The organism is Flavobacterium cellulosilyticum (assembly GCF_004349355.1).
Lineage (GTDB): Bacteria > Bacteroidota > Bacteroidia > Flavobacteriales > Flavobacteriaceae > Flavobacterium > Flavobacterium cellulosilyticum.
On sequence record NZ_SMFK01000025.1, the window covers coordinates 1 to 23,970 of the forward strand.

Below are 23,970 nucleotides of genomic sequence, written 5' to 3' on the forward strand. Positions count from 1 at the left end.
TGATGTGCAGATAAACCTGATGTCCACGAATAGGAAAGTCTTGAACAGTTATCTCATCAAAAAAACCTTTGGAGCTTAATTTAGCTTGACGATATTCTTTGGGTATAGAATTGATCTCTTTTAAATAAAGATGAAGAATTTCTTCCCCTTTTTTATAGGAAGTAAGTTCGAAATAATCAACAATAATTTCAGGTAATAACAATTTGAGAAGTTCAATAAAAGAGTCTTGCATTTCTATATAATTTTGAAATACAAATATCGAAATTTAATATTTCCCCACAACTTTTAGACTTGATCCAAAAAACCTCGATATCTGAATAAGATTCGAGGTTTCAATTTGTATTTATAAAAAGTCTTAGAGCGCAGTAATAATAAATTCGCTCCGTCTGTTCATTTGATGGTCTTCTTCTGAACAATTTACTCCATCAGAACATCCGTTTACCAATTGAGTTTCGCCGTATCCTTTACCTGTTAATCTGTGAGAATCAATCCCGTTCTTCACTAGCCAACCAATGGTTGATTTTGCTCTATTGTCTGATAAAACTTCATTGTATTTGAACGAAGCGCGGCTATCGGTATGGGAGCGAATGTCTAGTTTCATCGTAGGATTTTGGTTCAAAACGTCTAATATTTTTTCCAAGTCTAAAGCAGCTTCAGTTCTAATATTGTATTTATCCAAATCGAAATAGATCATTTTTATTCCAAAACAGATACCTAAATCATCACCAACAGCCACTTTACAGGTTTCTTTTTCAAGGGCAAAAGGCAAGTTGGTTCTACTATTGTTTTCCTTTCCAATAGTGATTTTTTGTTCTTTAGTATTGTAATCCGTTTTAGAGGCACGAACATTGTAGTTTTTTCCGCATTCAACAGCGAAAGTATATGTACCAGTAGGATCCGTTACTGTTGTTTTTATAAGATTAAATTTAGTGTCAAATAAACTTATTTTAGCATCAACTAGAATGAGACCAGTTATTAAATCAGTCACTTTACCATATAATTCCTGTTCACATTTAAGTTTTTTAGTTTCCAGGAATTTATAAATGTCATCATATCCTTGTCCACCATTTCTATTGGAGGATACAAACCCTCTTCTGGTTTTAGTGTCTAGTAGAAAGGCAAAATCATCCTTTGGAGAGTTCACACCGTCACCTAAATTTTGGACTTCTCCAAAACTTCCGTCAGCATTTATTTTAGAAACAAAAACATCCAATCCGCCTAAACCAGGAAAACCATCAGAGGCAAAATAAAGTTCGTTTTCATCGGATATAAAAGGGAAGGTTTCTCTACCACTAGTATTGATTCCGTTTCCTAAATTTTCGGGAGTTCCAAAACTTCCATCCTCATTTAATTGCACTCTGAAAATATCGGATTGTCCTTTTGTACCGGGCATATCAGACACAAAATACAATGTTTTTTCATCTGAACTAAGTGTAGGATGCGCAGTGCTGTATTGATCACTGTCAAAAGGTAATTCTATTACATTTACCCATTTTTCATTTTCTAGATTGGCTTTGTAAATTTTAATTAAAGTGATATCACTTCCGTCTTTTCCTTTTTTTCCATCAAGAAAGTTGTTTCGGGTAAAATACATTGTTTTACCGTCTTTAGTGAAAGTAGGGGATGATTCGTGGAATTTAGAATTTATTTTTTTAGAAAACGTACTAATCTTTCCGGCAACCAGTCCTTCTCCCAAATCAGTAACATAAAGATTGGTAAAACTTTGATTGGTCCATTTGTGTTTCCTATGCATAAAACTTCCAGTATCTCTAGAAGAGGCAAAAACTAATTTGTTTAAATAGAAAGCACTCCCATAATCAGAATATTTAGAGTTGATTCCAGCATCTTCTATATTATATCTACCCGAATTTGCCTTTATGTTTTCTATATAATTTTTGTTTTTATCATATAGTGCCCCCCTGTCATCATTCCCTGATTTTTGATGAAATAGGTCTAACATTTTGTTCGCTTTTTCAATATTTCCGGCTGCTTTTAAAGATTGAGCATAACGATAATAATATTCAGGTTCTATGTCTGAAGTCATAGCAAACAATTCATCATACCATTTAGAGGCTTTTTCCAATTGTCCATTGAAGTAATAGGAATTACCTAGTTTTTGGAACATATCTACAGATTTGTAACCTTTTTCAGCGACCCTTTCATAGGTTTTAATGGCATCAATATAAGCAAAATTATCATATTTTCTGTCGGCAGCAGCAATTTGGGCTTTTTGGGCATAACAGTTAAATGAAAAAACACTTATTATGGTAATATAAAGTAATATTAAATTTTTCATATATGTAAAATTTATTTGTTAGTGGTCATATATGGTATCGCTTTTTATGATAGTATTTGCATTAGCAAACGGCATTTTAATTGCGATTTCATAATAATTGTTTTTAAAAGAATCTTGGAGTAGTAATTTTTTTGACGTTGTTGAATAGTTCATATCTCAAGAATATTTCGTGAGAACCGGAATTATAGTTTTTTAAGTTAGTTGTTTCTCTATCGTATCCATAACCAATATAAATTCCTTGAGAAACTTGAAAGCCAACCATTGCACTTAAAGAAGCACTCCATCTATATGCAACTCCAATCATGAATTTTTCACTGAACAAAAAGTTAGCGGAAACATCCACTTGAAGAGGAGCCCCTTCAACCATTTTGGAAAGTACAGCAGGTTTGAATTTTATTGTACTGTTGATATCAAATACATATCCTGCAATAAGATAATAATTTATTTTTTCTTTAAATATTCTGACACTATTATCGTCATAACGGTTAGATTCTAAAAAATTAGGGACAGAAAACCCTAGATACGCTTTATTGGAATGCAAATAAATTCCAGCTCCAATATTTGGCGAGAACTTACTATAATTTTGCAAACTAGGATCAGATGCATCAACTGGATCTAATCGAGTGATATCCAAATCAAATAAATTGGCAGTTGCTTTCATCCCAAAAGAAATTTTCCAAGTATCCGAGGTTTGTAGGGTATAAGACATGTCAGCCGAGATTGCATTCTCATTGGTAGGACCTATTTTATCATTAACAAGCGAAACACCTAGGCCCAAATTACTTCCGTTAATAGGGGTGTTGATCGATACCGTATTAGTGACAGGAGCTCCTTCTAAACCGACCCATTGTGTACGGTGTAGAGCGAATATACTCAAGGCTCCTCTCGACCCAGCATAAGCTGGATTGACATTGATTGTGTTGTACATGTATTGTGTAAACTGTGCATCTTGTTGAGCAAAACTTACAAAACTAGTAAACATCAAAGCGAATAATAGTATTCTTGTTTTCATGTAGATTAATGTTTAAACCTAGGGTTAATAAACCCTAGGAGTTTGATTTAGATTTGAGTTAAATTTATCTAGTAAGGTATAAAAACCCATCTTTCGTATTGGTTATAACATTATCATTATTATCAAAAGAGGTGTAATTTAAAATATAATAGTAAGTTCCAGTTGGTAAACCAGAGGACTGACTTAAAGTTGTTCTACCATGTGAAGTACCATCAAAAACATTGGAAACATTATTATAATTTCTGGTTTCATAAACTAAAACTCCCCAACGATTGTATATTTCAACCGTATTTTCTGGGTAACAACTTATATTATCAATATTTTCGATCGCAAACAATCTGTTTTTCTCGTATCCGTTTACTGATATAGCATTGTGTACAATAATATTTCCGCAAGGCAATACGGTACATTTATCATTCACATTCATGTTTACTTTTATAGATTGACAATCATCTCCACTTATTTTGTATATAAAGACATAATCACCCAGAGGCATACCAAGTGGCGATAGAATATTTCCTTGTAAATATCCTGAATTATTTACATCTATCCAAATCCCATTTGAAGGAGTTCCAACAGGTAATAAAGTATTAAGATTTATTAGAGTTGAATCTGAATTACAAGTACTGCTTGGAACTATAGTATTACTAACATTACAAGTCACCGTAACCACAATAGTAGCAGAATCACAGTTCGATGGATTTATTTTTTCACAGATCGAATACACGATCGTATAGCTTCCAGCAGGAGTTCCAGCCGGTACACTAATTTGTCCCGTAGCCGTATTGACCGCAGGAACAGGAGCACCAACTACAATAGGAGTAGCCGGAGTGGTTACCGCAAGGTTTACCGTAGTCACCGTTGCTTGACCACCATTTAGAGTATCAATGCCATTGCCATTGTCATTGAATACATTACCCGCATTGGTGTTTCCAGTGGTTCCATTACCCGCTGCGATAGTATCATCTTGAGCGATAATTCCAGGAGCAGTAACCGTAACCGAAATAGTAGCTGAATCACAGTTCGATGGATTTATTTTTTCACAGATCGAATACACGATCGTATAGCTTCCAGCAGGAGTTCCGACCGGTACACTAATTTGTCCCGTAGCCGTATTGACCGCAGGAACAGGTGCACCAACTACAATAGGAGTAGCCGGAGTGGTTACCGCAAGGTTTACCGTAGTCACCGTAGCTTGATTACCATTTAGGGTATCGATACCATTACCATTGTCATTGAATACATTACCTGCATTAGTGTTTCCAGTGGTTCCATTACCCGCAGCGATAGTATCATCTTGAGCGTTAATTCCAGGAGCAGTCACCGTAACCACAATAGTAGCCGAATCACAGTTCGATGGATTTATTTTTTCACAGATCGAATACACGATCGTATAGCTTCCAGCAGGAGTTCCAACCGGTACACTAATTTGTCCCGTAGCCGTATTGACCGCAGGAACAGGCGCACCAACTACAATAGGAGTAGCCGGAGTGGTTACCGCAAGGTTTACCGTAGTCACCGTAGCTTGATTACCATTTAGGGTATCGATACCATTACCATTGTCATTGAATACATTACCTGCATTAGTGTTTCCAGTGGTTCCATTACCCGCAGCGATAGTATCATCTTGAGCGTTAATTCCAGGAGCAGTCACCGTAACCACAATAGTAGCCGAATCACAGTTCGGTGGATTTATTTTTTCACAGATCGAATACACGATCGTATAGCTTCCAGCAGGAGTTCCAACCGGTACAATAATTTGTCCCGTAGCCATATTGACCGCAGGAACAGGCGAACCAACTACAATAGGAGTAGCCGGAGTGGTTACCGCAAGGTTTACCGTAGTCACAGTAGCTTGATTGCCATTTAGAGTGTCAATACCATTACCATTGTTATTGAATACATTACCTGCATTGGTGGTTCCAGTGGTTCCATTACCCGCTGCGATAGTATCATCTTGAGCGATAATTCCAGGAGCAGTAACCGTAACCAAAATAGTAGCCGAATCACAGTTCGATGGATTTATTTTTTCACAGATCGAATACACGATCGTATAGCTTCCAGCAGGAGTTCCAACCGGTACACTAATTTGTCCCGTAGCCGTATTGACCGAAGGAACAGGAGCACCAACTACAATAGGAGTAGCCGGAGTGGTTACCGCAAGGTTTACCGTAGTGACCATAGGTTGATTGCCATTTAGAGTATCGATACCATTACCATTGTCATTGAATACATTACCCGCATTGGTGTTTCCAGTGGTTCCATTACCCGCTGCGATAGTATCATCATTTGCACATATGTAATTATCAATAGTTACGGTTTTTGGAGACGAATTACATGAGTTGTATGTTGTTGCTACATTATAAATACCTGGCGTCAATGAATCAAAAATACCTGAAGTATTACTTATTGGTGGAACAACTGGTATTGTACCAGTAACTGTATAAAGCACTCCGAGACCAGCAATTGGAGTAACTACCGTGATAGTTCCGGTGTTTATATTGCAAGTCGGTTGAGTTATTTTTGTTTCTGGTGTATTTGGAGCAGATTTTGGAGCTGCAGTCCCTGTGGCATTTGGACTAGTACAGCCATTTACAGTTTGAGTTACGGTATAAGTAGCTGCGGTATTTACTGTTATTGAAGCTGTAGTGGCACCGTTACTCCACAATAAAGTTCCAGTATAATTAGAAGCCGTCAAAGTAGCAGTCCCATCACAATTATTAACGACACTAACAGTTGGAGCAGCAGGAGCATTTTTTGGAGCTGCAGTCCCTGTGGCATTTGGACTAGTACAGCCATTTTTAGATTGAGTCACGGTATACGTTCCAGCGGTAGTCACCGTTATGGAAGCTGTAGTGGCACTATTACTCCACAATAAAGTTCCAGTATAATTAGAAGCCGTCAAAGTAGCAGTCCCATCACAATTATTAACGACACTTACAGTTGGAGCAGCAGGAGCATTTTTTGGAGCWGCAGTCCCTGTGGCATTTGGACTAGTACAGCCATTTTCAGATTGAGCCACTGTATACGTTCCAGCGGTAGTCACCGTTATGGAAGCTGCTGTGGCACCGTTACTCCACAATAAAGTTCCAGTATAATTAGAAGCCGTCAATGTGGAAGTCCCATCACAATTATTAACGACACTTACAGTTGGAGCAGCAGGAGCATTTTTTGGAGATGCAGCCCCTGTGGCTTTTGGACTAGTACAGCCATTTTCAGATTGAGCCACGGTATACGTTCCAGCGGTAGTCACCGTTATGGAAGCTGTAGTGGCACCGTTACTCCACAATAAAGTTCCAGTATAATTAGAAGCCGTCAATGTAGCAGTCCCATCACAATTATTAACGATACTAACAGTTGGAGCAGCAGGAGCATTTTTTGGAGCTGCAAGGCCTGATCCATTGGCACTAGTACAGCCATTTTCAGATTGAGCCACGGTATACGTTCCAGCGGTAGTCACCGTTATGGAAGCTGCTGTGGCACCGTTACTCCACAATAAAGTTCCAGTATAATTAGAAGCCGTCAATGTGGAAGTCCCATCACAATTATTAACGACACTTACAGTTGGAGCAGCAGGAGCATTTTTTGGAGATGCAGCCCCTGTGGCATTTGGACTTATACAGCCATTTACAGATTGAGTTACTGTATAAGTACCAGCAGTATTAACTGTTATGGAAGCCGTTGTGGCACCGTTACGCCACAATAAACTTCCAGTATAATTAGAAGCCGTCAATGTGGAAGTCCCATCACAATTATTAACGATACTAACAGTTGGAGCAGTAGGAGCATTTTTTGGAGCTGCAAGGCCTGATCCATTGGCACTAGTACAGCCATTTTTAGATTGAGTCACGGTATACGTTCCAGCGGTAGTCACCGTTATGGAATCCGTTGTGGCACCGTTACTCCACAACAAAGTTCCAGTATAATTAGAAGCTGTTAAAGTAGCAGTTCCATCACAATTATTAACGACACTTACTTTTGGAGCATCAGGAGCAGTTTTCGGAGCTGCAGTTCCTGATCCGTTGGCACTAGTACAGCCATTTTCAGATTGAATCACGGTATACGTTCCAGCGGTAGTCACCGTTATGGAATCCGTTGTTGCACCGTTACTCCACAATAAAGTTCCAGTATAATTAGAAGCCGTCAATGTAGAAGTCCCATCACAATTATTAACGACACTTACAGTTGGAGCAGCAGGAGCATTTTTCGGAGCTGCAGTCCCTATGCCATTTGGACTAGTACAGCCATTTAGGGACTGGTTTACAGTATATGTAGCTGCAGTATTAACCGTTATGGAAGCTGTTGTAGCACTATTACTCCACAATAAAGTTCCAGTATGATTAGAAGCCGTCAATGTGGAAGTACCATCACAATTATTAACGACACTTACCGTGGGAGCATCAGGAGCAGTTTTGGGAGCTGCAGCCCCTGTGGCATTTGGACTTATACAGCCATTTACAGATTGAGTTACTGTATAAGTACCAGCAGTATTAACTGTTATGGAAGCCGTTGTGGCACCGTTACTCCACAATAAAGTTCCAGTATAATTAGAAGCCGTAAATGTGGAAGTCCCATCACAATTATTAACGACACTTACAATTGGAGCAGCAGGAGCATTTTTTGGAGTTGCAAGGCCTGTGGCATTTGGACTAGTACAGCCATTTATGGACTGGTTTACAGTATAAGTACCAGCAGTATTAACTGTTATGGAAGCTGTAGTAGCACTATTACTCCACAATAAAGTTCCAGTATAATTAGAAGCCGTCAGTGTAGAAGTCCCATCACAATTATTAACGACACTAACAGTTGGAGCAGCAGGAGCATTTTTTGGAGCTGCAGTCCCTGTGCCATTTGGACTGGAACAGCCATTTTCAGATTGAGTCACGGTATAAGTTCCTGCGGTAGTCACCGTTATGGTAGCCGTTGTTGCGTTGTTACTCCACAATAAACTTCCACTACAATTGGAAGCCGTCAAAGTAGAAGTCCCATCACAATTATTAACGACACCAACAGTTGGAGCAGCAGGAGCATTTTTTGGAGCTGCAGTCCCTGTGGCATTTGGACTAGTACAGCCATTTAGGGACTGGTTTACAGTATATGTAGCTGCAGTATTAACCGTTATGGAAGCTGTAGTGGCACTGTTACTCCACAATAAAGTTCCAGTATAATTAGAAGCCGTCAAAGTAGCAGTCCCATCACAATTATTAACGACACTAACAGTTGGAGCATCAGGAGCAGTTTTCGGAGCTGCAGCCCCTGTGGCATTTGGACTTATACAGCCATTTGCAGATTGAGTTACTGTATAAGTACCAGCAGCATTAACTGTTATGGAAGCCGTTGTGGCACCGTTACTCCACAATAAAGTTCCAGTATAATTAGAAGCCGTAAATGTGGAAGTCCCATCACAATTATTAACGACACTTACAATTGGAGCAGCAGGAGCATTTTTTGGAGCTGCAAGGCCTGTGGCATTTGGACTAGTACAGCCATTTATGGACTGGTTTACAGTATAAGTACCAGCAGTATTAACTGTTATGGAAGCTGTAGTAGCACTATTACTCCACAATAAAGTTCCAGTATAATTAGAAGCCGTCAGTGTAGAAGTCCCATCACAATTATTAACGACACTTACAATTGGAGCAGCAGGAGCATTTTTTGGAGCTGCAAGGCCTGTGGCATTTGGACTAGTACAGCCATTTATGGACTGGTTTACAGTATAAGTACCAGCAGTATTAACTGTTATGGAAGCTGTAGTAGCACTATTACTCCACAATAAAGTTCCAGTATAATTAGAAGCGGTCAAAGTAGAAGTTCCATCACAATTATTAACGACACTTACAATTGGAGCAGCAGGAGCATTTTTTGGAGCTGCAGTCCCTGTGCCATTTGGACTGGAACAGCCATTTTCAGATTGAGTCACGGTATAAGTTCCTGCGGTAGTCACCGTTATGGTAGCCGTTGTTGCGTTGTTACTCCACAATAAACTTCCACTACAATTGGAAGCCGTCAAAGTAGAAGTCCCATCACAATTATTAACGACGCTTACCGTTGGAGCTTCATGAACTAGTTTTGGAGCTGCAGTGCCTGAACCATTTGGACTAGTGCAGCCATTTAAAGTTTGAGCCACGGTATACGTTCCAGCGGTAGTCACCGTTATGGAAGCTGTAGAGGCACCGTTACTCCACAATAAAGTTCCAGTATAATTAGAAGCCGTCAAAGTAGCAGTCCCATCACAATTATTAACGACACTAACAGTTGGAGCAGCAGGAGCATTTTTTGGAGCTGCAAGGCCTGTGCCATTTGGACTATTACAGCCATTTTCAGATTGAATCACGGTATACGTTCCAGCGGTAGTCACCGTTATGGAAGCTGTAGTGGCACCGTTACTCCACAATAAACTTCCAGTACAATTAGAAGCCGTCAAAGTAGAAGTTCCATCACAATTATTAACGACACTTACAGTTGGAACTTCATGAGCTGGAGTTGTAACAACATTAACAGCAATACATGTTGATGTACAAGAAGCAGTATTCGATGCAATTACGTAATATCCATTTGCGGCAGAAAGCCCAGTCCAAGTAAGTCCAGATCCAGTTCCATTTTTTGAGGCCTGAACGACTACATTACTAGAATTGTATAATTGGTATGTGGTTCCACTTACAGATGTAGACGATGTAATCGTTCCATCACCACCTGGTACAGCACAAAAGCTGCTACCTGTTAAAGATAATGCAACTGGATTTGGAGTTGTATCAATATTTACATTAGAACTTTTTTTAGTATCAGTATCAGTTGCTGCAATTACATAATATCCATTTGCTGCTGAAAGGCCTGACCAAGTAAGTCCAGATCCAGTTCCATCTTTTGAAGCCTGAACGGCTACATTGCTAGAATTGTATAATTGATACGATACGCCGGTTGCAGAGGTTATAGATGTTATTGTACCATTTCCACCAGGCAAAACACAGATTGTGCTACCAGTTAAAGATAAAGTTACCAGTTTTGGATTTGTGGAAATAGAATTTGTGTTGTTATTTAATTGTGGATCATTATTATTTCCTGAAATAGTTGCTGTATTAGAATAGTCTCCACTTGGATTTACAGTTGCAACAATTGTCATTGTAGCTGTACTTCCATTATTAAAATTTCCAATTGTCCAATTTGGAGCCGACCATGTTCCAGTAGATGGAGTAGCATTAATGAAGGTATATCCTGAAGGCAATACATCATTTACTACTACACCCGTACTATTATTTCCTGATACTGCATAAGAGGCAGTAAAAGTAAAAGTAACATTTGCACCAATTATTGGTGATCCGATATCTACAGTTTTAACAATTTTTAAATCTGAGCTAGCATAGGTTATTGTAATTGTCGCCTGATTAGATGTTATTCCGGTTGAATTATTAATGGTATATTTTATAGCGGTTGGATTTCCTATATAGGAAGGTAATGGAGTGAAAGTTACAATTCCAGATGTGTTAACACTCCATGTTCCTTGGTTAGCAACTACTAATGTGTTTTGAGTTCCAGAAGTCGATAGATTCAAATCTACACTGTTTTTATTAAGGGTAGTATTTGGATCAGTATCGTTTGTTGTCACATCGATACCTACAGGTCCAGCAGGTTGCGTTAATTTTGAGTCGTTATTTGCCGTTGGAACATTAAAAAACACTTCGCCACAACTGAATGAACTTTGTCTATCATTATTTACATCAAAATTCCCATACCTAAATACGGCAGTAGATGCGGAACTAAAATTTACAGATGCAATATACTGAGTATCTGCTAAACTAATAGGATCTACAGATCCACTTGGTCCTTGAAATCTTGTAAATGGTGGATTGATGGAAGTTGAAACGGTAATTAAAGTGGATTTATTTAGGGAGTAAGTAGCAGTTGGAGGAATATTAACATCAAAAAATTCTAATCCATCAATATCCAATGCTTGTAAAGCAAATGAATTTAAAAACATTGGTACTGGAATAGTTGAATAGGTTCCAGCTTGGTAAAAATCAAATTGAAATTCAACATATCCACCATTTGTGGTTGTTTGTATTACAGGTTGAAATCTACTTAATAATAATCCCGCACCGTTCGTCGCACTGTCTATGTCTTTTAATTTGGCATCAACAATAGCATTAATAGTAACAACAGCATCGATACTGAAACCTTGAGCAGTTGTTACATCAGTATAAATATATTTTGCACCAACATCTAATTTTTTGCCAGAAACAAGTGTAGGGTTGTTAAATACAGGATTTTGAGCACTCACAAAGTTGACAGCAAACAACATTAAAATGAATACTATGATAATTCTGTTTATCCTACTTTGCAAATAATTACAAAAAATGGGTATAATTGTATTCATATAATAGTATTAGGTGTTAATATTTGGGTATTAAATCGAGTGTTTTTAGTATAAATTTTGCTATGCTTATATGTGAAAAGTATACATAATTTGTTTTTATTTGAAATGGAATTGTACGTAGTTGTATGCAATTTTATATTTAAAATGGAAAGAAAAACACCTATTAAAGTTAAATATATAAAATAACCAAAAGGGAAAATAGTAAATTCTGTTGCGGAATTTTTAGATTTAATGAAAGTCACAAAAATGCACATTACGAATAGAAACAGTATTCCTTTTATAATTAAGGAAAGTATTTTCGGAAGTGATATAAAATTGCTTTGTAGGTTAACAACTTGATTCGAGGTTTTATTGGCCATATATCTATAATTTCTTTAATGTATTCTCTGGTCTTTTTCCTTTATATTTATCATATTTTTTATTAACTATCTATTTTATTGATCTAAATTAGTTATAATGTTTTAAAATTTCACTCGTTTTCTATCAATAACTTAAATAATCGTTTAATGGTTGTTTTTTAATTAATTCAAATGTTTAAAATTATTTAGTTATAATATATTAACAAAAAAATATTGAATTATGTACAAAACAAATTTAATTTAAATTTCAATATCTTTAACAAAAAAACATCGTTTAAGTGCAAATATAACGGACAAATAACACAAATGTCAATATTTATAGACTTAATACTACAAAAAAAACACTGAAATTTTTAAGGAATTCATATCTAAGATTAAAGATTTAAAATGATTTCAAAAATTCTATTTTTTCATGAGTTTTTGATTAAATAAAAAAGGTATTTATTCAAATGTCTTTTCGGTATCTTTTTTTTTTGTAAATTGGATAGCTATTAAATATATATTTAAAAATAAATTATTAATAATATATTCTTGTCAATGAAAAATTTGATCTTAATTCGACATGCAAAATCAAGTTGGGAAGCCCCCTTAAAGGATATAGACAGGCCGCTTGACAATAGAGGTATTCATGACGCCCACCTTGTTGCAGCTAATTGTTTGCATTTTTTACCATCAACCTACGTAATTTTTAGTAGTATTGCAAAGAGGGCTTCACATACAGCATATATTTTTGCTCAAAATTTTTTATATCCAATAGAAAGTATCGTTTATAATGAAGAACTTTATACTTTTGATGTCAACCAATTAGAGAAAATCATAAAATCATGTTCAAACAGCTTAGAAAGTATTATTCTTTTCGGGCATAATGAAGCAATTACAAATTTTGTCAATAAATTTGGCGATGTTTTTATTAGTAATGTTCCTACTGCAGGATTTGTATCTCTTCAGTTTGACACAGATAATTGGATGAAAATTAATAAAGGCAAGACCCAAAAAATAATATTTCCTAAAAAATTAAAATTAAAATAGTGCTTAAATATAGTTATATAGACAGAGAAAAAAGTTGGTTAACATTTAATGCAAGAGTACTCCAAGAGGCAGCAGATGATACCGTTCCACTTTTAGAAAGGTTACGGTTTTTAGGTATTTTTTCAAACAATTTAGATGAATTTTTTAGAGTTCGCTTTGCAGCTGTAAGGAGATTGAGTTTATCTGGTATATCAGGAGAGAAAGTACTTGGCGGAATTTCAGCTCAATTATTGTTGAAAGAAATTACAAGTATAGTAATTCAACAACAAACGGAAAGTTTACAAATATTAAGTTGTATTGAAGAAAAACTCGAAAAAGAAAACATATTTATTATTGATGAAAATAATATTTCAACAGATCAACAAGTTTTTTTAAAGGACTTTTTCATACAAACCCTCAGTCCTGAATTAGTTACCATTATATTAAATGATTTAGCCGAGTTTCCAGTATTGAAAGATACAGTAGGTTATTTGGCTATTAAATTAGTAATGAAACAAAAGGATGAAGTTCGATACGCAATGATCGAAATCCCGATTACAATTAATCGATTTGTTGTATTACCTTCAAAAGAAGGAAAACATTATGTTATTCTCATAGATGATGTTATACGGTTTAATCTAGGTAATATTTTTAATATTTTTGATTATGAGAGTGTTTCTGCACATATGATAAAAATCACACGAGATGCACAGTTAGAAATTGACAGTGATTTAAGTAAAAGTATGATGGAAAAAATTGCCACAAGTATTAAAGATAGAAGGATAGGCGAACCTGTACGATTTATTTATGATCAATTAATTGAAGAGGATACGCTCAAATTTTTTCTTGATAAAATGAAAATTATTTCTTCAGATAGTATTATTCCTGGAGGTAAATATCACAATCGTCGAGATTATATGAAATTTCCAAATCTTGGAAAATTTGATTTATTATATAAAACTAATGATCCTTTACCTATTCCCGGACTAAGCATTGAAGGAAGTTTATTACAAAAAATTAAAAGAAAAGATTATTTGTTAAATGCCCCTTTTCAATCATTTTCCTATGTTACTAAGTTTTTACGTGAAGCTGCACTAGATCCAACTGTAACAACTATTAAAATTACATTATATAGATTGGCCAAAAATTCCCAGATTATTAGTTCTCTAATAAATGCGGCTAAAAACGGTAAAAAAGTTACTGTTCAAATAGAATTGCAAGCGCGATTTGATGAAGCCTCAAATATATCTTATGCTGAACAAATGAAAACAGAAGGTATCGAACTTATTTATGGTATAAAAGGGCTTAAAGTACATAGTAAAGTTTGTGTTATCGAAAGAATTGAAAATGATAAAATAAGACGCTATGGTTTCATTTCTACCGGAAATTTTAATGAGCAAACCGCAAAAGTATATACTGATGTTACGCTGTTCACAGGTCATCAACAAATTTTAAAAGATGTCGTTAAAATTTTTGAATTTTTCGATATTAATTATAGATTGTATCGTTACAAACATCTAATTGTTTCTCCTCATTATACTAGAATTAAGCTTAATAAGTTTATAGATAGAGAAATTGCTCATGCATTAGAAGGTAAAGAAGCATATATTAAACTTAAAATGAATAGTTTATCGGATTTTGGGATGATCAATAAATTATATGACGCCAGTAATGCTGGGGTAAAAATTCAGCTCGAAATAAGAGGAATTTGTTCATTAATACCCGGTATTACTGGCATGAGCGAAAATATTGAAGCAATAAGCATTGTAGATAATTATTTAGAACATTCCAGAATTTTTATTTTTGGAAATGCAGGAGAAGCTGAAGTTTTTATTTCATCAGCAGATTTCATGACTCGAAATCTTGACGGTAGAGTAGAAGTAACATGCCCTATTTATGACCCTGAAATTAAAAAAGAACTCATTGATAATTTTGATTTGGGATGGAAAGGGAACGTAAAAGCACGTTATCATTCTGAAGGTTTAGATAATAATTATAGAATTCGTAATGAGGGGGAACCAATTTTTAGAGCACAGTTAGAAATTTACAACTATTATTTAAATAAAGTTAAGTAAAAAGTTTTTTGAAATAAATTTTTTTACTACTATGATTTTAGATCAATATCATCAATAAAGAATAAAAGAAAAAAATAGAATGAACCAGGAAATACTAAAAATAAAAAAATATGCAGCAATAGATATTGGTTCAAATGCTATGCGCTTATTAATTACAAATATTGTAGAACAAGAAGGTAAAACCACTCAATTTAATAAGAGTTCCTTAGTACGTGTTCCTATTCGATTAGGACAGGATTCCTTTACTATTGGTGAGATTTCCAATGAAAACATATCAAGAATGACTGATGCTATGAAAGCATTTAGTCTTTTAATGAAGGTTCATAAAGTCGAAGAATATTCTGCATTTGCTACCTCGGCAATGCGTGAAGCTAATAATTCAAAAGAAATTGTTGATCTTATTAAAAAAAATGCCAACATCAATATCGAAATTATTGATGGAAAAAAAGAAGCCATAATAATTGCCTCTACGGATTTGTTTCATTTATTAAAAAGTGATAAAACCTATTTATATGTAGATGTTGGAGGTGGAAGCACTGAATTTTCCCTTTTTTCTAATGGTAAAATTGTAATCTCTAAATCATTTAAAGCTGGAACGGTTCGATTATTAAATAAAATGGTAAGTGAATTAGTTTGGCAAGAAATGGAGATTTGGATCAAGGAAAACACTAAGGAGTATGACGAAGTGACATTAATTGGTTCCGGTGGAAATATCAATAAATTATTCAAAATGTCAGGTAAATTACAAGAAAAACCATTGTCATATATTTATCTCAATTCGCAATATGTTTTTTTAAATTCACTCACTTACGAACAAAGAATATCTCAATTAGGTTTGAATCCCGATCGTGCCGATGTAATTATTCCTGCAACTCAAATCTATCTTAATGCCATGAAATGGAGTGGTGCTAGAAATATTTATGTTCCAAAAATTGGACTTTCAGACGGTATTGTAAAGGCAATGTATTACGGGAAGATATAATCGATAAATTTAAATCCAACTGCTAATTCGCAAATTAATGATTCAGTATTGATAATTAAATTTGCGAATTTGTTGTAATTATAAAATAGGCTAAAGATTAAAGATCCAAATCAAAAGTTTTTTTCAGTAATTCCAAATTGGGATTAATTTCATTCAACCTATTATATTTATCAATAGCTGTGAAAGCAAATTTATTTTCTACTTTTTCATTTACAACTACTTTTATAGTAATATCGTGATTATGTAAATGCCCTTTTAAATGTCCTAAAAGCCCATATAATTCCGTTTCGAAATCAATTTTTGAACCTTCATTTGGCAATTCGTGAATTATAGTTGTACCATCTAATTTAGGATCGCCAATCATCAATAGTGATTCCATAATTTTATGGCCTTTATCACTAAGTCTTTGTGCGTATTTACCCCATTGCAATAGCATTTCGGTTTCTGTAAAATGTTCTGTAGGAAGATGAACTTGTTCTTTTACAAATCCCTTAACCGATTCCTGTAATGCTCTTTTGGCACGAATACTTGACAAGGATAATGCGGATACTTTAGGTCCTTCATTAAGAACAGGTGTTGCAGGTTTTGGAGTTGGAAATTCTGTTGAAGCTGTTGTAGTAGAATCGTTTATTTCAACTTCTAGTTCTATAACTTTATCACTTTGACTATTGGCGTTGCCATTGCTATTGCTATTGTCATTACTATTGACTTTTTCGACTATTGAATAGTCATTTCTTCTATAATAAGTAGGTGGAATTATAAATTTATCCCCTTTTTTTTTTCTCCATCAAAGGTGATGGAGGCTAATTGCATCAAGCAAAGTTCAACGAGCAAGCGCTGGTTCTGACTCAGTTTGTATTTCAAATCACAGTCATTTGCAATTTCAATTCCTTTCAACAAAAAGTCTTGAGAGGCTTTTTGACATTGGACAGCGTATAATTTTTGGGCTTGTTCTCCAACTTCTAATAAAGATAGTGTAGAAGGAGTTTTAGACACTAATAAATCTCTGAAATGAGAAGCCAGACCTGAAACAAAATGATGAGCATCAAAACCTTTGGCAAGGATATCATTAAATGCAAGTAACAATTCCGGAATTTTATTTTCTAAAATTAAGTCGGTTACATTGATATACGTTTCATAATCCAGCACATTCAAGTTTTCGGTTACCGCTTGACGAGTCAAATTATTACCACAATAGGAAACCACTCGGTCAAAAATGGATAAAGCATCACGCATAGCACCATCCGCTTTTTGGGCGATAATGTGTAGTGCATCGTCTTCACAATTTACGCCTTGACTAAAGGCTACTTCGGCAAGATGTTCTTTGGCATCTTTTACGGTAATTCTTTTGAAATCAAATATCTGACAACGAGAAAGTATCGTTGGAATAATCTTGTGTTTTTCGGTCGTAGCTAATATAAAAATGGCGTGTTTTGGCGGTTCTTCCAATGTTTTCAGAAAAGCATTAAAAGCTGCCGAAGACAACATGTGCACCTCATCAATAATATACACCTTATATTTTCCAGTTTGTGGCGGAATTCGAACTTGGTCAATTAAATTTCTGATATCATCCACAGAATTGTTTGAAGCAGCATCCAATTCGAACACATTGAAAGCAAAATCTTCATTTGGGTCATCATAACCAGGTTGATTGATTTTGCGGGCAAGAATCCTAGCACAAGTTGTTTTTCCAACACCTCGAGGTCCAGTAAACAGTAGGGCAGAAGCAAGATGATTGCTTTCTATGGCGTGCAACAAAGTATTGGTAATGGCTTTTTGCCCTACAACATCATTAAATGTTTGAGGACGATATTTACGAGCCGATACTACAAATTGTTCCATAGAAATTTTTCTTCGAAAGCAAATATAGGATTTGATACATCAAAAAGCAAATTCCAAATTCCAAAAATAAAAAACAATGTCAAATGAAAAGGCGATGACAATTTTAAATTACATTGTCAAATTTATAAATCAATTTTTTTATAAAAAGGATAATTAATTTTGAAAATAATAATTGGTTGACAATCAAAGAAATGAATAAAAAATTAGTATACCTTTATATCTAATTTTTTAAAGAAGAAATGTTTCTATTATAATTATTTAGTGCTACAATTTTAATTGTTTTCAGTGAAGTCAGTCTAGTTGTTTAGTGTTTTATGTTCTCCAAATTGAATATAGTTATAGTAACTTAAAATGGTACTCCTTTTAGAAATAACACATTCTGTTTATCGTCCTACCCAAATTTCAATTTGATTTTGAGGAGATTTGAGTTTCATAAATTGTACCTTGAATTTTTTATTAATAGTTGCTTCTGCTTTTTTAGCAATTTGGCCAGCTCTCTCTTTGTCTGTTTTGTAAAAATATCTTACACTAGACGGGAAACTGATTTCCCCCATATTTTGTTCTTTAGCAATTGTATATTTTTCTTCAAGAAAAGCGGTTTTAAGCATTGCTGAAAGTTTTGGAAAAGCTTCCATATATTGAATATATAGAGTGTAATTTTGAGCACTTGTTTTTGAAAGAGATTTATAGTTATTGTTGTTAACAGCTAATTTCACAGATTCAACTTGATCATTGTATTTGGCATCTGTATTTTTATTAGAATTCCCTATAGAAACCGAATTGCTATTTACGGATGTTGCTTTTTGTAAATTGGCTAGTTGTTTTTGAATAGCATCATAGTTATCTGCTGTCCTTTTTAGTGTTAAAGTGTCTTGTTTTAAGATTGAATTAGCTGATTTTAATCTATCGCTTATAGAATCTAAAATTCTGTTTTTTGAAGCGATTTCTTTTTTTTGCATATTAGCATAATTACCTAAATAAATAATTATAATGGCAAATGCACAAAAGAATGTTGCAGTAATTATTGTAACCCGCTTTTGTTTTTTTTCATTTTCAATACGTTTTTGAAGTACTTCATTAATTTCGTTTTTCATGATTTATGTTTTAGAAGTAGACATGGTTGTGGGAAATAAAATATCTTTTAGTATGAATAAGATGATACAAGAAAAAATTAATGGTACTAATGAAGTAACAGCAATATTATAGTCAAAATCTATTGTTGAAGTATAAGTAATATAGGTTGTTATAGCACCAATTAGTCCTATAATAATGGAGAAAATGATATAGAAATTACGTTGATTTTGTGATTTAACCGGTTGTTGAAGTAATACACTCATACAGGTTAGAAACCGATTTTCAAAAGTTGATAAATTTTTAAATTCTTGTGGTCGCAATTCACTTAACATAGATTTTATTTTTTGATATTTATTTTCGTCTTCACATTCTGTTTTTTTAAAGTTGGTGTTTACGAATCTGAAAATAAATTTTTCATCTCTCATTGACAAGGCAGTTTCATATTCTAATTCAGTATAGGTTTTGTCAGAATTAGGCGGATAAGATCCTATTCGATTACCTAAAATCAATAAATAGATATCACTTTCTTTTACTTCTTCTATACATTCCTCTATAGAAGGGATACTTTTTCCATTATCGTACATATACTCCATAACCCGACACAACTCAAAAGATTCTGAGAATTCACTCTCAAATTTTTTGATTACTAATGTTCTGTAGGATTCTAAATCTTTAAAGGTTGACGATAAATAGACTTTGCGTTTTTCCATAATTGATCTTATAATGGATTTTTTTTTCGAAAATTAAAAACAATTACATTATTAAAGAAATGTTGATTTATGCTACTTTCCCCAATTTGTTATACATCGTGTTAAATAAGAGTAAATAGGTATTGAAAAGAATAAAACCAATGAAAATTAATGCCAAGTAAATGATTTTTCTCTTTATATACGATTGAAAATTAAATAAATAGGATAAAAATTTGGAAAAGCTATTGATAAGTAAAATCAAGAGAAAGGTTCCGATTAATTTGTAGGTTAAATTAAAACTATACAAAGGAGTATCTAAATACCAGTTTTCATATAATATTTTTAAAACAAAAAAGGTAGCTACAACTAATAAAAGGAAAATAATATACTGAAAAGGTTTAAATAAACGAACAATTTTGAAAGGCACATTGCTACTCGCTTTCAATTGTTTTATTAAACGACTATCAAATTCTGGTAAAGTGCAATAAGAGGCAACATCTTTAAATTTCCATTTTTGCTGAAAATTATTAGCAGGATAATCTACCTGATGGATAGTTTGTTGGTAACCGCTATACATTAAAGCATAGGATTCTAATTGATTAAAGGAGTCCAAATCAGTTCTAACTTCGGAGAGCATTTGCTGCACTTTTTTCATTACACCATAATCCAATAAGGCGTTTGTATCTTCAATTTCGATTTGATTGAGCAGTTTTCTGTTTACATCAGTACAATTAATCCAGCTGACAGGAAGTTTGGACAAGCCGTTTTTTAAATGTAAGATGTAAAGTTGATTAATACTACCAGTATATTTTCTCGATTTTAAATCTAACAATTGTATTTCGCGCACTCGTTCTTGAACTATCGTATCTACTCTGAAGAATAATGACAATTCATTAGCAACCACTGATTGGCTATTTGCCATTTGAGCGCTTCCGTCACTAATAATTATAGAACTACATTCTTGTTCCAATATGGATACAACACCTTGGTTGTCATGTACGCCTCCATCTACTAATTCTAAATCGATGCCATCATACATATTTTGCAATAACAAGGGTTCAAAGAGAACTGGTACACAGGAGGAAGCTGCAACAGCATATCCCAATCTGAATTTTTTATAAATTTCGGGAGCATTTTGATAATACATTCTGCGTAACCTTGGTTTTACATCAAAATCATCAGAGATATATGTTGATGGTTCTCCCATCCAAGAAGCAGTAAATTGCCAATTGTGTCCCGTGTTCAAGCAAGTGGCATTCAAGACTAATTGAGGTATTTTATTTCTCCTTTTCCAATTATCATTGTAAATATTAAAATCAGTTTTGTTTTTAGGCTTAATGCATAAATCGTTCATATAGATGGCCTTGGCTTCCGAAAAATATTTTTTATATAAAGGTAAATAAAAGTACTCTTCATATAATTCACCCAATCGGTGGCTTCGGGAGTATTTTTTGGTCCAAAACATTTTAATGTTTTTAAAAAGATTGGTGAATATCATTACCCTCAAGTTTTTTTCTACAGCATTTTGAAAGTCGATTTCCATTTCTTTGACAATATCAATATAATCTTCTTTGGTTATTTCATTGTCTTCTTTCGTTTGTAGTAAGTGTTTTAGTTTTAGATAATAATAGGCTCCAATGATAGAACCACCAGATACACATGATATGACTTCAATGTCTTTTAATTTGTCTTTTTCAGCTAATCCTGCCAAAACACCAATATGAAATAATGATGCTCTAAATCCACCACCAGATAAACCGATGCCAACTTTGCCTTCTTTTTTAGCGGCAAATTCTATGCAATCCAAATCTACTTCTTCCTCTTTATTTAGTTTTTCTAATGCCAAAAAACATTCATTTTGTTTTTTTTCATCTATTTGACTTGACAAAAAAACATCCGATACAGAGTCACTATTTGTTTTTTCGATTTCCTGAAAAGAGGCTATTCGATAAAACTGTTGTGCAAATGTTTTTATTTTCCACTTTTCATTTTCGCTTTGAATGTATAATGTTATGAAACGAATTGCCATCTCGTATTGTCGGGTTCCAAAATAGGCTTCTGCCAAAGTAGCATAAAGCCATACATCTGGTTGAACCATAGTTATTTCATGGTTTTTATTCACATATTCAGCAATGATTTCTTTTCGAACAGATTGTGATAAGGAAAATCGTTTTAGGACTTCATCAGTTACTCCATCTGTAGTAGGATGTTCCAGATTTTGAATGGCTAATAACTCATTGATATAAGCATAGTTTAATGCAGTATGACCCATATCAGTTTTCAATGTGTTCTTTTTCCAAATCTGATAACCCTTTTTATAGAATGCTCTCGATTGCAACAAATGATGAAATTGATGGTCAAATTTCCATTTGTATTTATAGATAGCTCCTGCTATTCCTAAGGTTTCGCAATCCTGTGATTGTTCTAAATTGCAATGAGACTTAAGAATGTTCATCGCTTTGTCAAACTTAAAGAAGCCGGATAATGAAGAGTCTTTATAAATATTTATAGCTAGTTGTTGGTACCATATGTTAGGTATGGATTCGCCTATTTTTTCGTTTTCTTCAATCTTAGTCAATAGTATTTCAGTGGCATATCCAAATTGTTCATATTTAATTAAGCCAGCATATAATTCATGAAAAGTTATTGTACTATCGATGTCTTCACCTCTAAGTTGTTTTTTGGCAAGTTCTATTAATTCATATTTATTTATCATGATTATCAATTTATAAAGTTGATATAATGAGTTAAATTAAATTTGATGAAAAGTCATACTAAAAATGTAAATAATATATTGATTTACAAAATTTTACCTATTAAATGTAATAAAATACGATTAAATACTTCAAAAGTAAAATTGAATTAATTTTACGTATAATTGATTAAAAAATATAAAGCACTGATAGTTAGATGGTAGCTTCTGTATTTTTGTAAAAAAAGGTGTGATAATTTGGCTGCATAACTGTTTTCAACGTCCCTATTGCATACTAATCTATGATTTTATTTCAAGAAAAGGAGTTGATTTATTTCAAACCCTAATGATAAATAAATGTTTAAATTCCATTACGGTAATACGAATGCTTGTGAAAATTTAAAATTATTACTACTCCTTTCTGAGGCGATTAATTATTTGATTTTTAACTCATTTAATGCTGCATTAATTACTATAACCTGATTTGGATCTTTATAATTGTATTTTTTAATATTTGCTTGCGCATTTTCTAATGCATTTTTATTTTCTTTTCCAAATACGCGTAATGCAATGTATAAATGAAAACGGTTGAAAAAATGATTCTTTTGGGAAAGAAAAGGACAGACTTGGTTTTCGTCCAAATCCAAATGTGTCCTTTTTGCGGTAGGCTAAAAATTAATTTAAATAAACAGAAAGTGGGGAGAATAAAAAATATAGAAGAATAAGCAATAAGTTTAGGCTTAATTGCTGTCTGTTAAAGAAAGGGTCAGTATGTTTTTTGGTACCTCTCAAAATTAACCATTCTAGTTAAAACCTTCTTTTTTTTCAGCTGGGCCGAAGTTTGAAGAAGATAATGACTTAGAAATAATTTAAATCAATTTGCGTTTTGTCTTCGGTTCTAATACAAATAAAAGGGATACTTTTATCCAGCTGAATAACGAAGTTAAGAAAAATAAAGGTTCTGTTAACAAAATTGTTTTGAAATTTTAGTATAGGGAAGTTGGCAAATTAATTTATTGTGTGTTTTTTTTAAAAAACTATTTAACTATTTTATTGCTAGTGTGTTGAGATTTTGTTTCAGGTGTAATTGTTTCAGATTTGTTAAAAACAGTTCTCTATACATTTTTTGTTCCGTTTTACTACACATTGACGTTTTTATTAATTGCACCCAAAGGGTTAATATAATTTATATTAAAAATCATTGTTGTCCGATAAAATCTTTTCACAATAGATAAAACGGAATAGGTACAGTCCCTAGGGGACATTAGGATTAAATTGACTTGATTTTTTTCTACCAATATTTTGCTCCTAACGGAGCTTAGCTCGTAGAGGTTAAATGTTGGTAGTAAGATAGTTGTAATATTTGATTTGTCCCGTATGGACTGTACTTTTATAATGAATTAATTTTATCGGACAATAATGATTAAAAATAACCGTTTGGGTGTAATTCAAATTTTCTTGTTTTAAACACATAGAAACATAGTTTTTAATTTTGAATTCAAAACGATTCACTTTTTTATAGTATATCATAGCTATGGGAATCCAAGAATTGGTCTATCTAATTCTTTTT

Annotated in this window: 14 protein-coding genes; 4 read left to right on the plus strand and 10 right to left on the minus strand. The window is 33.7% G+C overall.

Annotation, left to right across the window (positions count from 1 at the left end; translation table 11 throughout):
• The 4 genes from E0F76_RS18785 to E0F76_RS18800 form a co-directional block, all read right to left on the minus strand.
• Positions 1-232, minus strand: a 232-nt coding sequence (locus E0F76_RS18785; RefSeq protein WP_456236441.1) for an ISAon1 family transposase N-terminal region protein, incomplete at its 3' end; no start/stop codon positions are given.
• A gap of 123 nt (positions 233-355) precedes the next feature.
• Positions 356-2,296 carry an OmpA family protein gene (locus E0F76_RS18790; RefSeq protein WP_132009943.1) on the minus strand — a complete coding sequence of 647 codons (1,941 nt, stop codon included), beginning with the start codon at positions 2,294-2,296 and terminating at the stop codon, positions 356-358.
• 103 nt (positions 2,297-2,399) lie between these two features.
• Positions 2,400-3,308, minus strand: coding sequence for a PorP/SprF family type IX secretion system membrane protein (locus E0F76_RS18795; protein WP_132009946.1), 909 nt, complete (start codon positions 3,306-3,308; stop codon positions 2,400-2,402).
• Between the two features lie 64 nt (positions 3,309-3,372).
• Positions 3,373-11,679 carry a T9SS type B sorting domain-containing protein gene (locus tag E0F76_RS18800; protein ID WP_132009949.1) on the minus strand — a complete coding sequence of 2,769 codons (8,307 nt, stop codon included), beginning with the start codon at positions 11,677-11,679 and terminating at the stop codon, positions 3,373-3,375.
• 896 nt (positions 11,680-12,575) lie between these two features.
• Between E0F76_RS18800 and E0F76_RS18805 the strand changes: the two genes are divergently transcribed.
• From E0F76_RS18805 to E0F76_RS18815, 3 genes are all read left to right on the plus strand, one after another.
• Complete coding sequence (locus E0F76_RS18805; RefSeq protein ID WP_132009952.1) at positions 12,576-13,067, plus strand: SixA phosphatase family protein; 492 nt, start codon at positions 12,576-12,578, stop codon at positions 13,065-13,067.
• The gene (gene ppk1, locus E0F76_RS18810; RefSeq protein ID WP_132009955.1) at positions 13,067-15,121 is read left to right on the plus strand and encodes a polyphosphate kinase 1; all 2,055 of its coding nucleotides are present in this window, start codon (positions 13,067-13,069) and stop codon (positions 15,119-15,121) included. The genes E0F76_RS18805 and ppk1 overlap by 1 nt, the downstream gene beginning before the upstream one ends.
• Positions 15,122-15,212: 91 nt before the next feature.
• Positions 15,213-16,103, plus strand: a complete 891-nt coding sequence (locus E0F76_RS18815; RefSeq protein ID WP_132009987.1) for a Ppx/GppA phosphatase family protein — start codon at positions 15,213-15,215, stop codon at positions 16,101-16,103.
• A 97-nt stretch (positions 16,104-16,200) separates the two neighbouring features.
• Here E0F76_RS18815 and E0F76_RS18820 read toward each other — a convergent pair whose 3' ends face one another.
• Complete coding sequence (locus E0F76_RS18820; RefSeq protein WP_165932748.1) at positions 16,201-16,638, minus strand: DNA polymerase III; 438 nt, start codon at positions 16,636-16,638, stop codon at positions 16,201-16,203.
• Between E0F76_RS18820 and E0F76_RS19420 the strand changes: the two genes are divergently transcribed.
• Positions 16,619-16,768 carry a hypothetical protein gene (locus E0F76_RS19420; RefSeq protein ID WP_165932749.1) on the plus strand — a complete coding sequence of 50 codons (150 nt, stop codon included), beginning with the start codon at positions 16,619-16,621 and terminating at the stop codon, positions 16,766-16,768. The two genes, E0F76_RS18820 and E0F76_RS19420, sit on opposite strands and share 20 nt — an antisense overlap.
• A 91-nt stretch (positions 16,769-16,859) precedes the next feature.
• On the opposite strand, the gene dnaX is transcribed toward E0F76_RS19420, so the two are convergent.
• The 5 genes from dnaX to E0F76_RS18845 form a co-directional block, all read right to left on the minus strand.
• On the minus strand, positions 16,860-17,945 hold the full coding sequence (dnaX, locus tag E0F76_RS18825; protein ID WP_132009958.1) for a DNA polymerase III subunit gamma/tau: 1,086 nt from the start codon (positions 17,943-17,945) through the stop codon (positions 16,860-16,862).
• A gap of 383 nt (positions 17,946-18,328) precedes the next feature.
• Positions 18,329-19,039 carry a hypothetical protein gene (locus tag E0F76_RS18830; protein ID WP_132009961.1) on the minus strand — a complete coding sequence of 237 codons (711 nt, stop codon included), beginning with the start codon at positions 19,037-19,039 and terminating at the stop codon, positions 18,329-18,331.
• Between the two features lie 3 nt (positions 19,040-19,042).
• Positions 19,043-19,729 (minus strand): DUF4062 domain-containing protein, encoded by a 687-nt coding sequence (locus tag E0F76_RS18835; protein ID WP_132009963.1) that lies wholly within the window; start codon positions 19,727-19,729, stop codon positions 19,043-19,045.
• A 67-nt stretch (positions 19,730-19,796) separates the two neighbouring features.
• Complete coding sequence (locus E0F76_RS18840) at positions 19,797-22,424, minus strand: patatin-like phospholipase family protein (protein ID WP_132009966.1); 2,628 nt, start codon at positions 22,422-22,424, stop codon at positions 19,797-19,799.
• A 410-nt stretch (positions 22,425-22,834) separates the two neighbouring features.
• The gene (locus E0F76_RS18845) at positions 22,835-23,047 is read right to left on the minus strand and encodes a hypothetical protein (protein ID WP_132009969.1); all 213 of its coding nucleotides are present in this window, start codon (positions 23,045-23,047) and stop codon (positions 22,835-22,837) included.
• Between the last annotated feature and the right edge of the window lie 923 nt (positions 23,048-23,970).

Coding starts and splice junctions, on each gene's coding strand:
- E0F76_RS18790 (WP_132009943.1), bottom strand. CDS start 2,296: ATGAAAAATTTAATATTACTTTATATTACCATAATAAGTGTTTTTTCA.
- E0F76_RS18795 (WP_132009946.1), bottom strand. CDS start 3,308: ATGAAAACAAGAATACTATTATTCGCTTTGATGTTTACTAGTTTTGTA.
- E0F76_RS18805 (WP_132009952.1), top strand. CDS start 12,576: ATGAAAAATTTGATCTTAATTCGACATGCAAAATCAAGTTGGGAAGCC.
- dnaX (WP_132009958.1), bottom strand. CDS start 17,945: ATGGAACAATTTGTAGTATCGGCTCGTAAATATCGTCCTCAAACATTT.
- E0F76_RS18830 (WP_132009961.1), bottom strand. CDS start 19,039: ATGAAAAACGAAATTAATGAAGTACTTCAAAAACGTATTGAAAATGAA.
- E0F76_RS18835 (WP_132009963.1), bottom strand. CDS start 19,729: ATGGAAAAACGCAAAGTCTATTTATCGTCAACCTTTAAAGATTTAGAA.
- E0F76_RS18840 (WP_132009966.1), bottom strand. CDS start 22,424: ATGATAAATAAATATGAATTAATAGAACTTGCCAAAAAACAACTTAGA.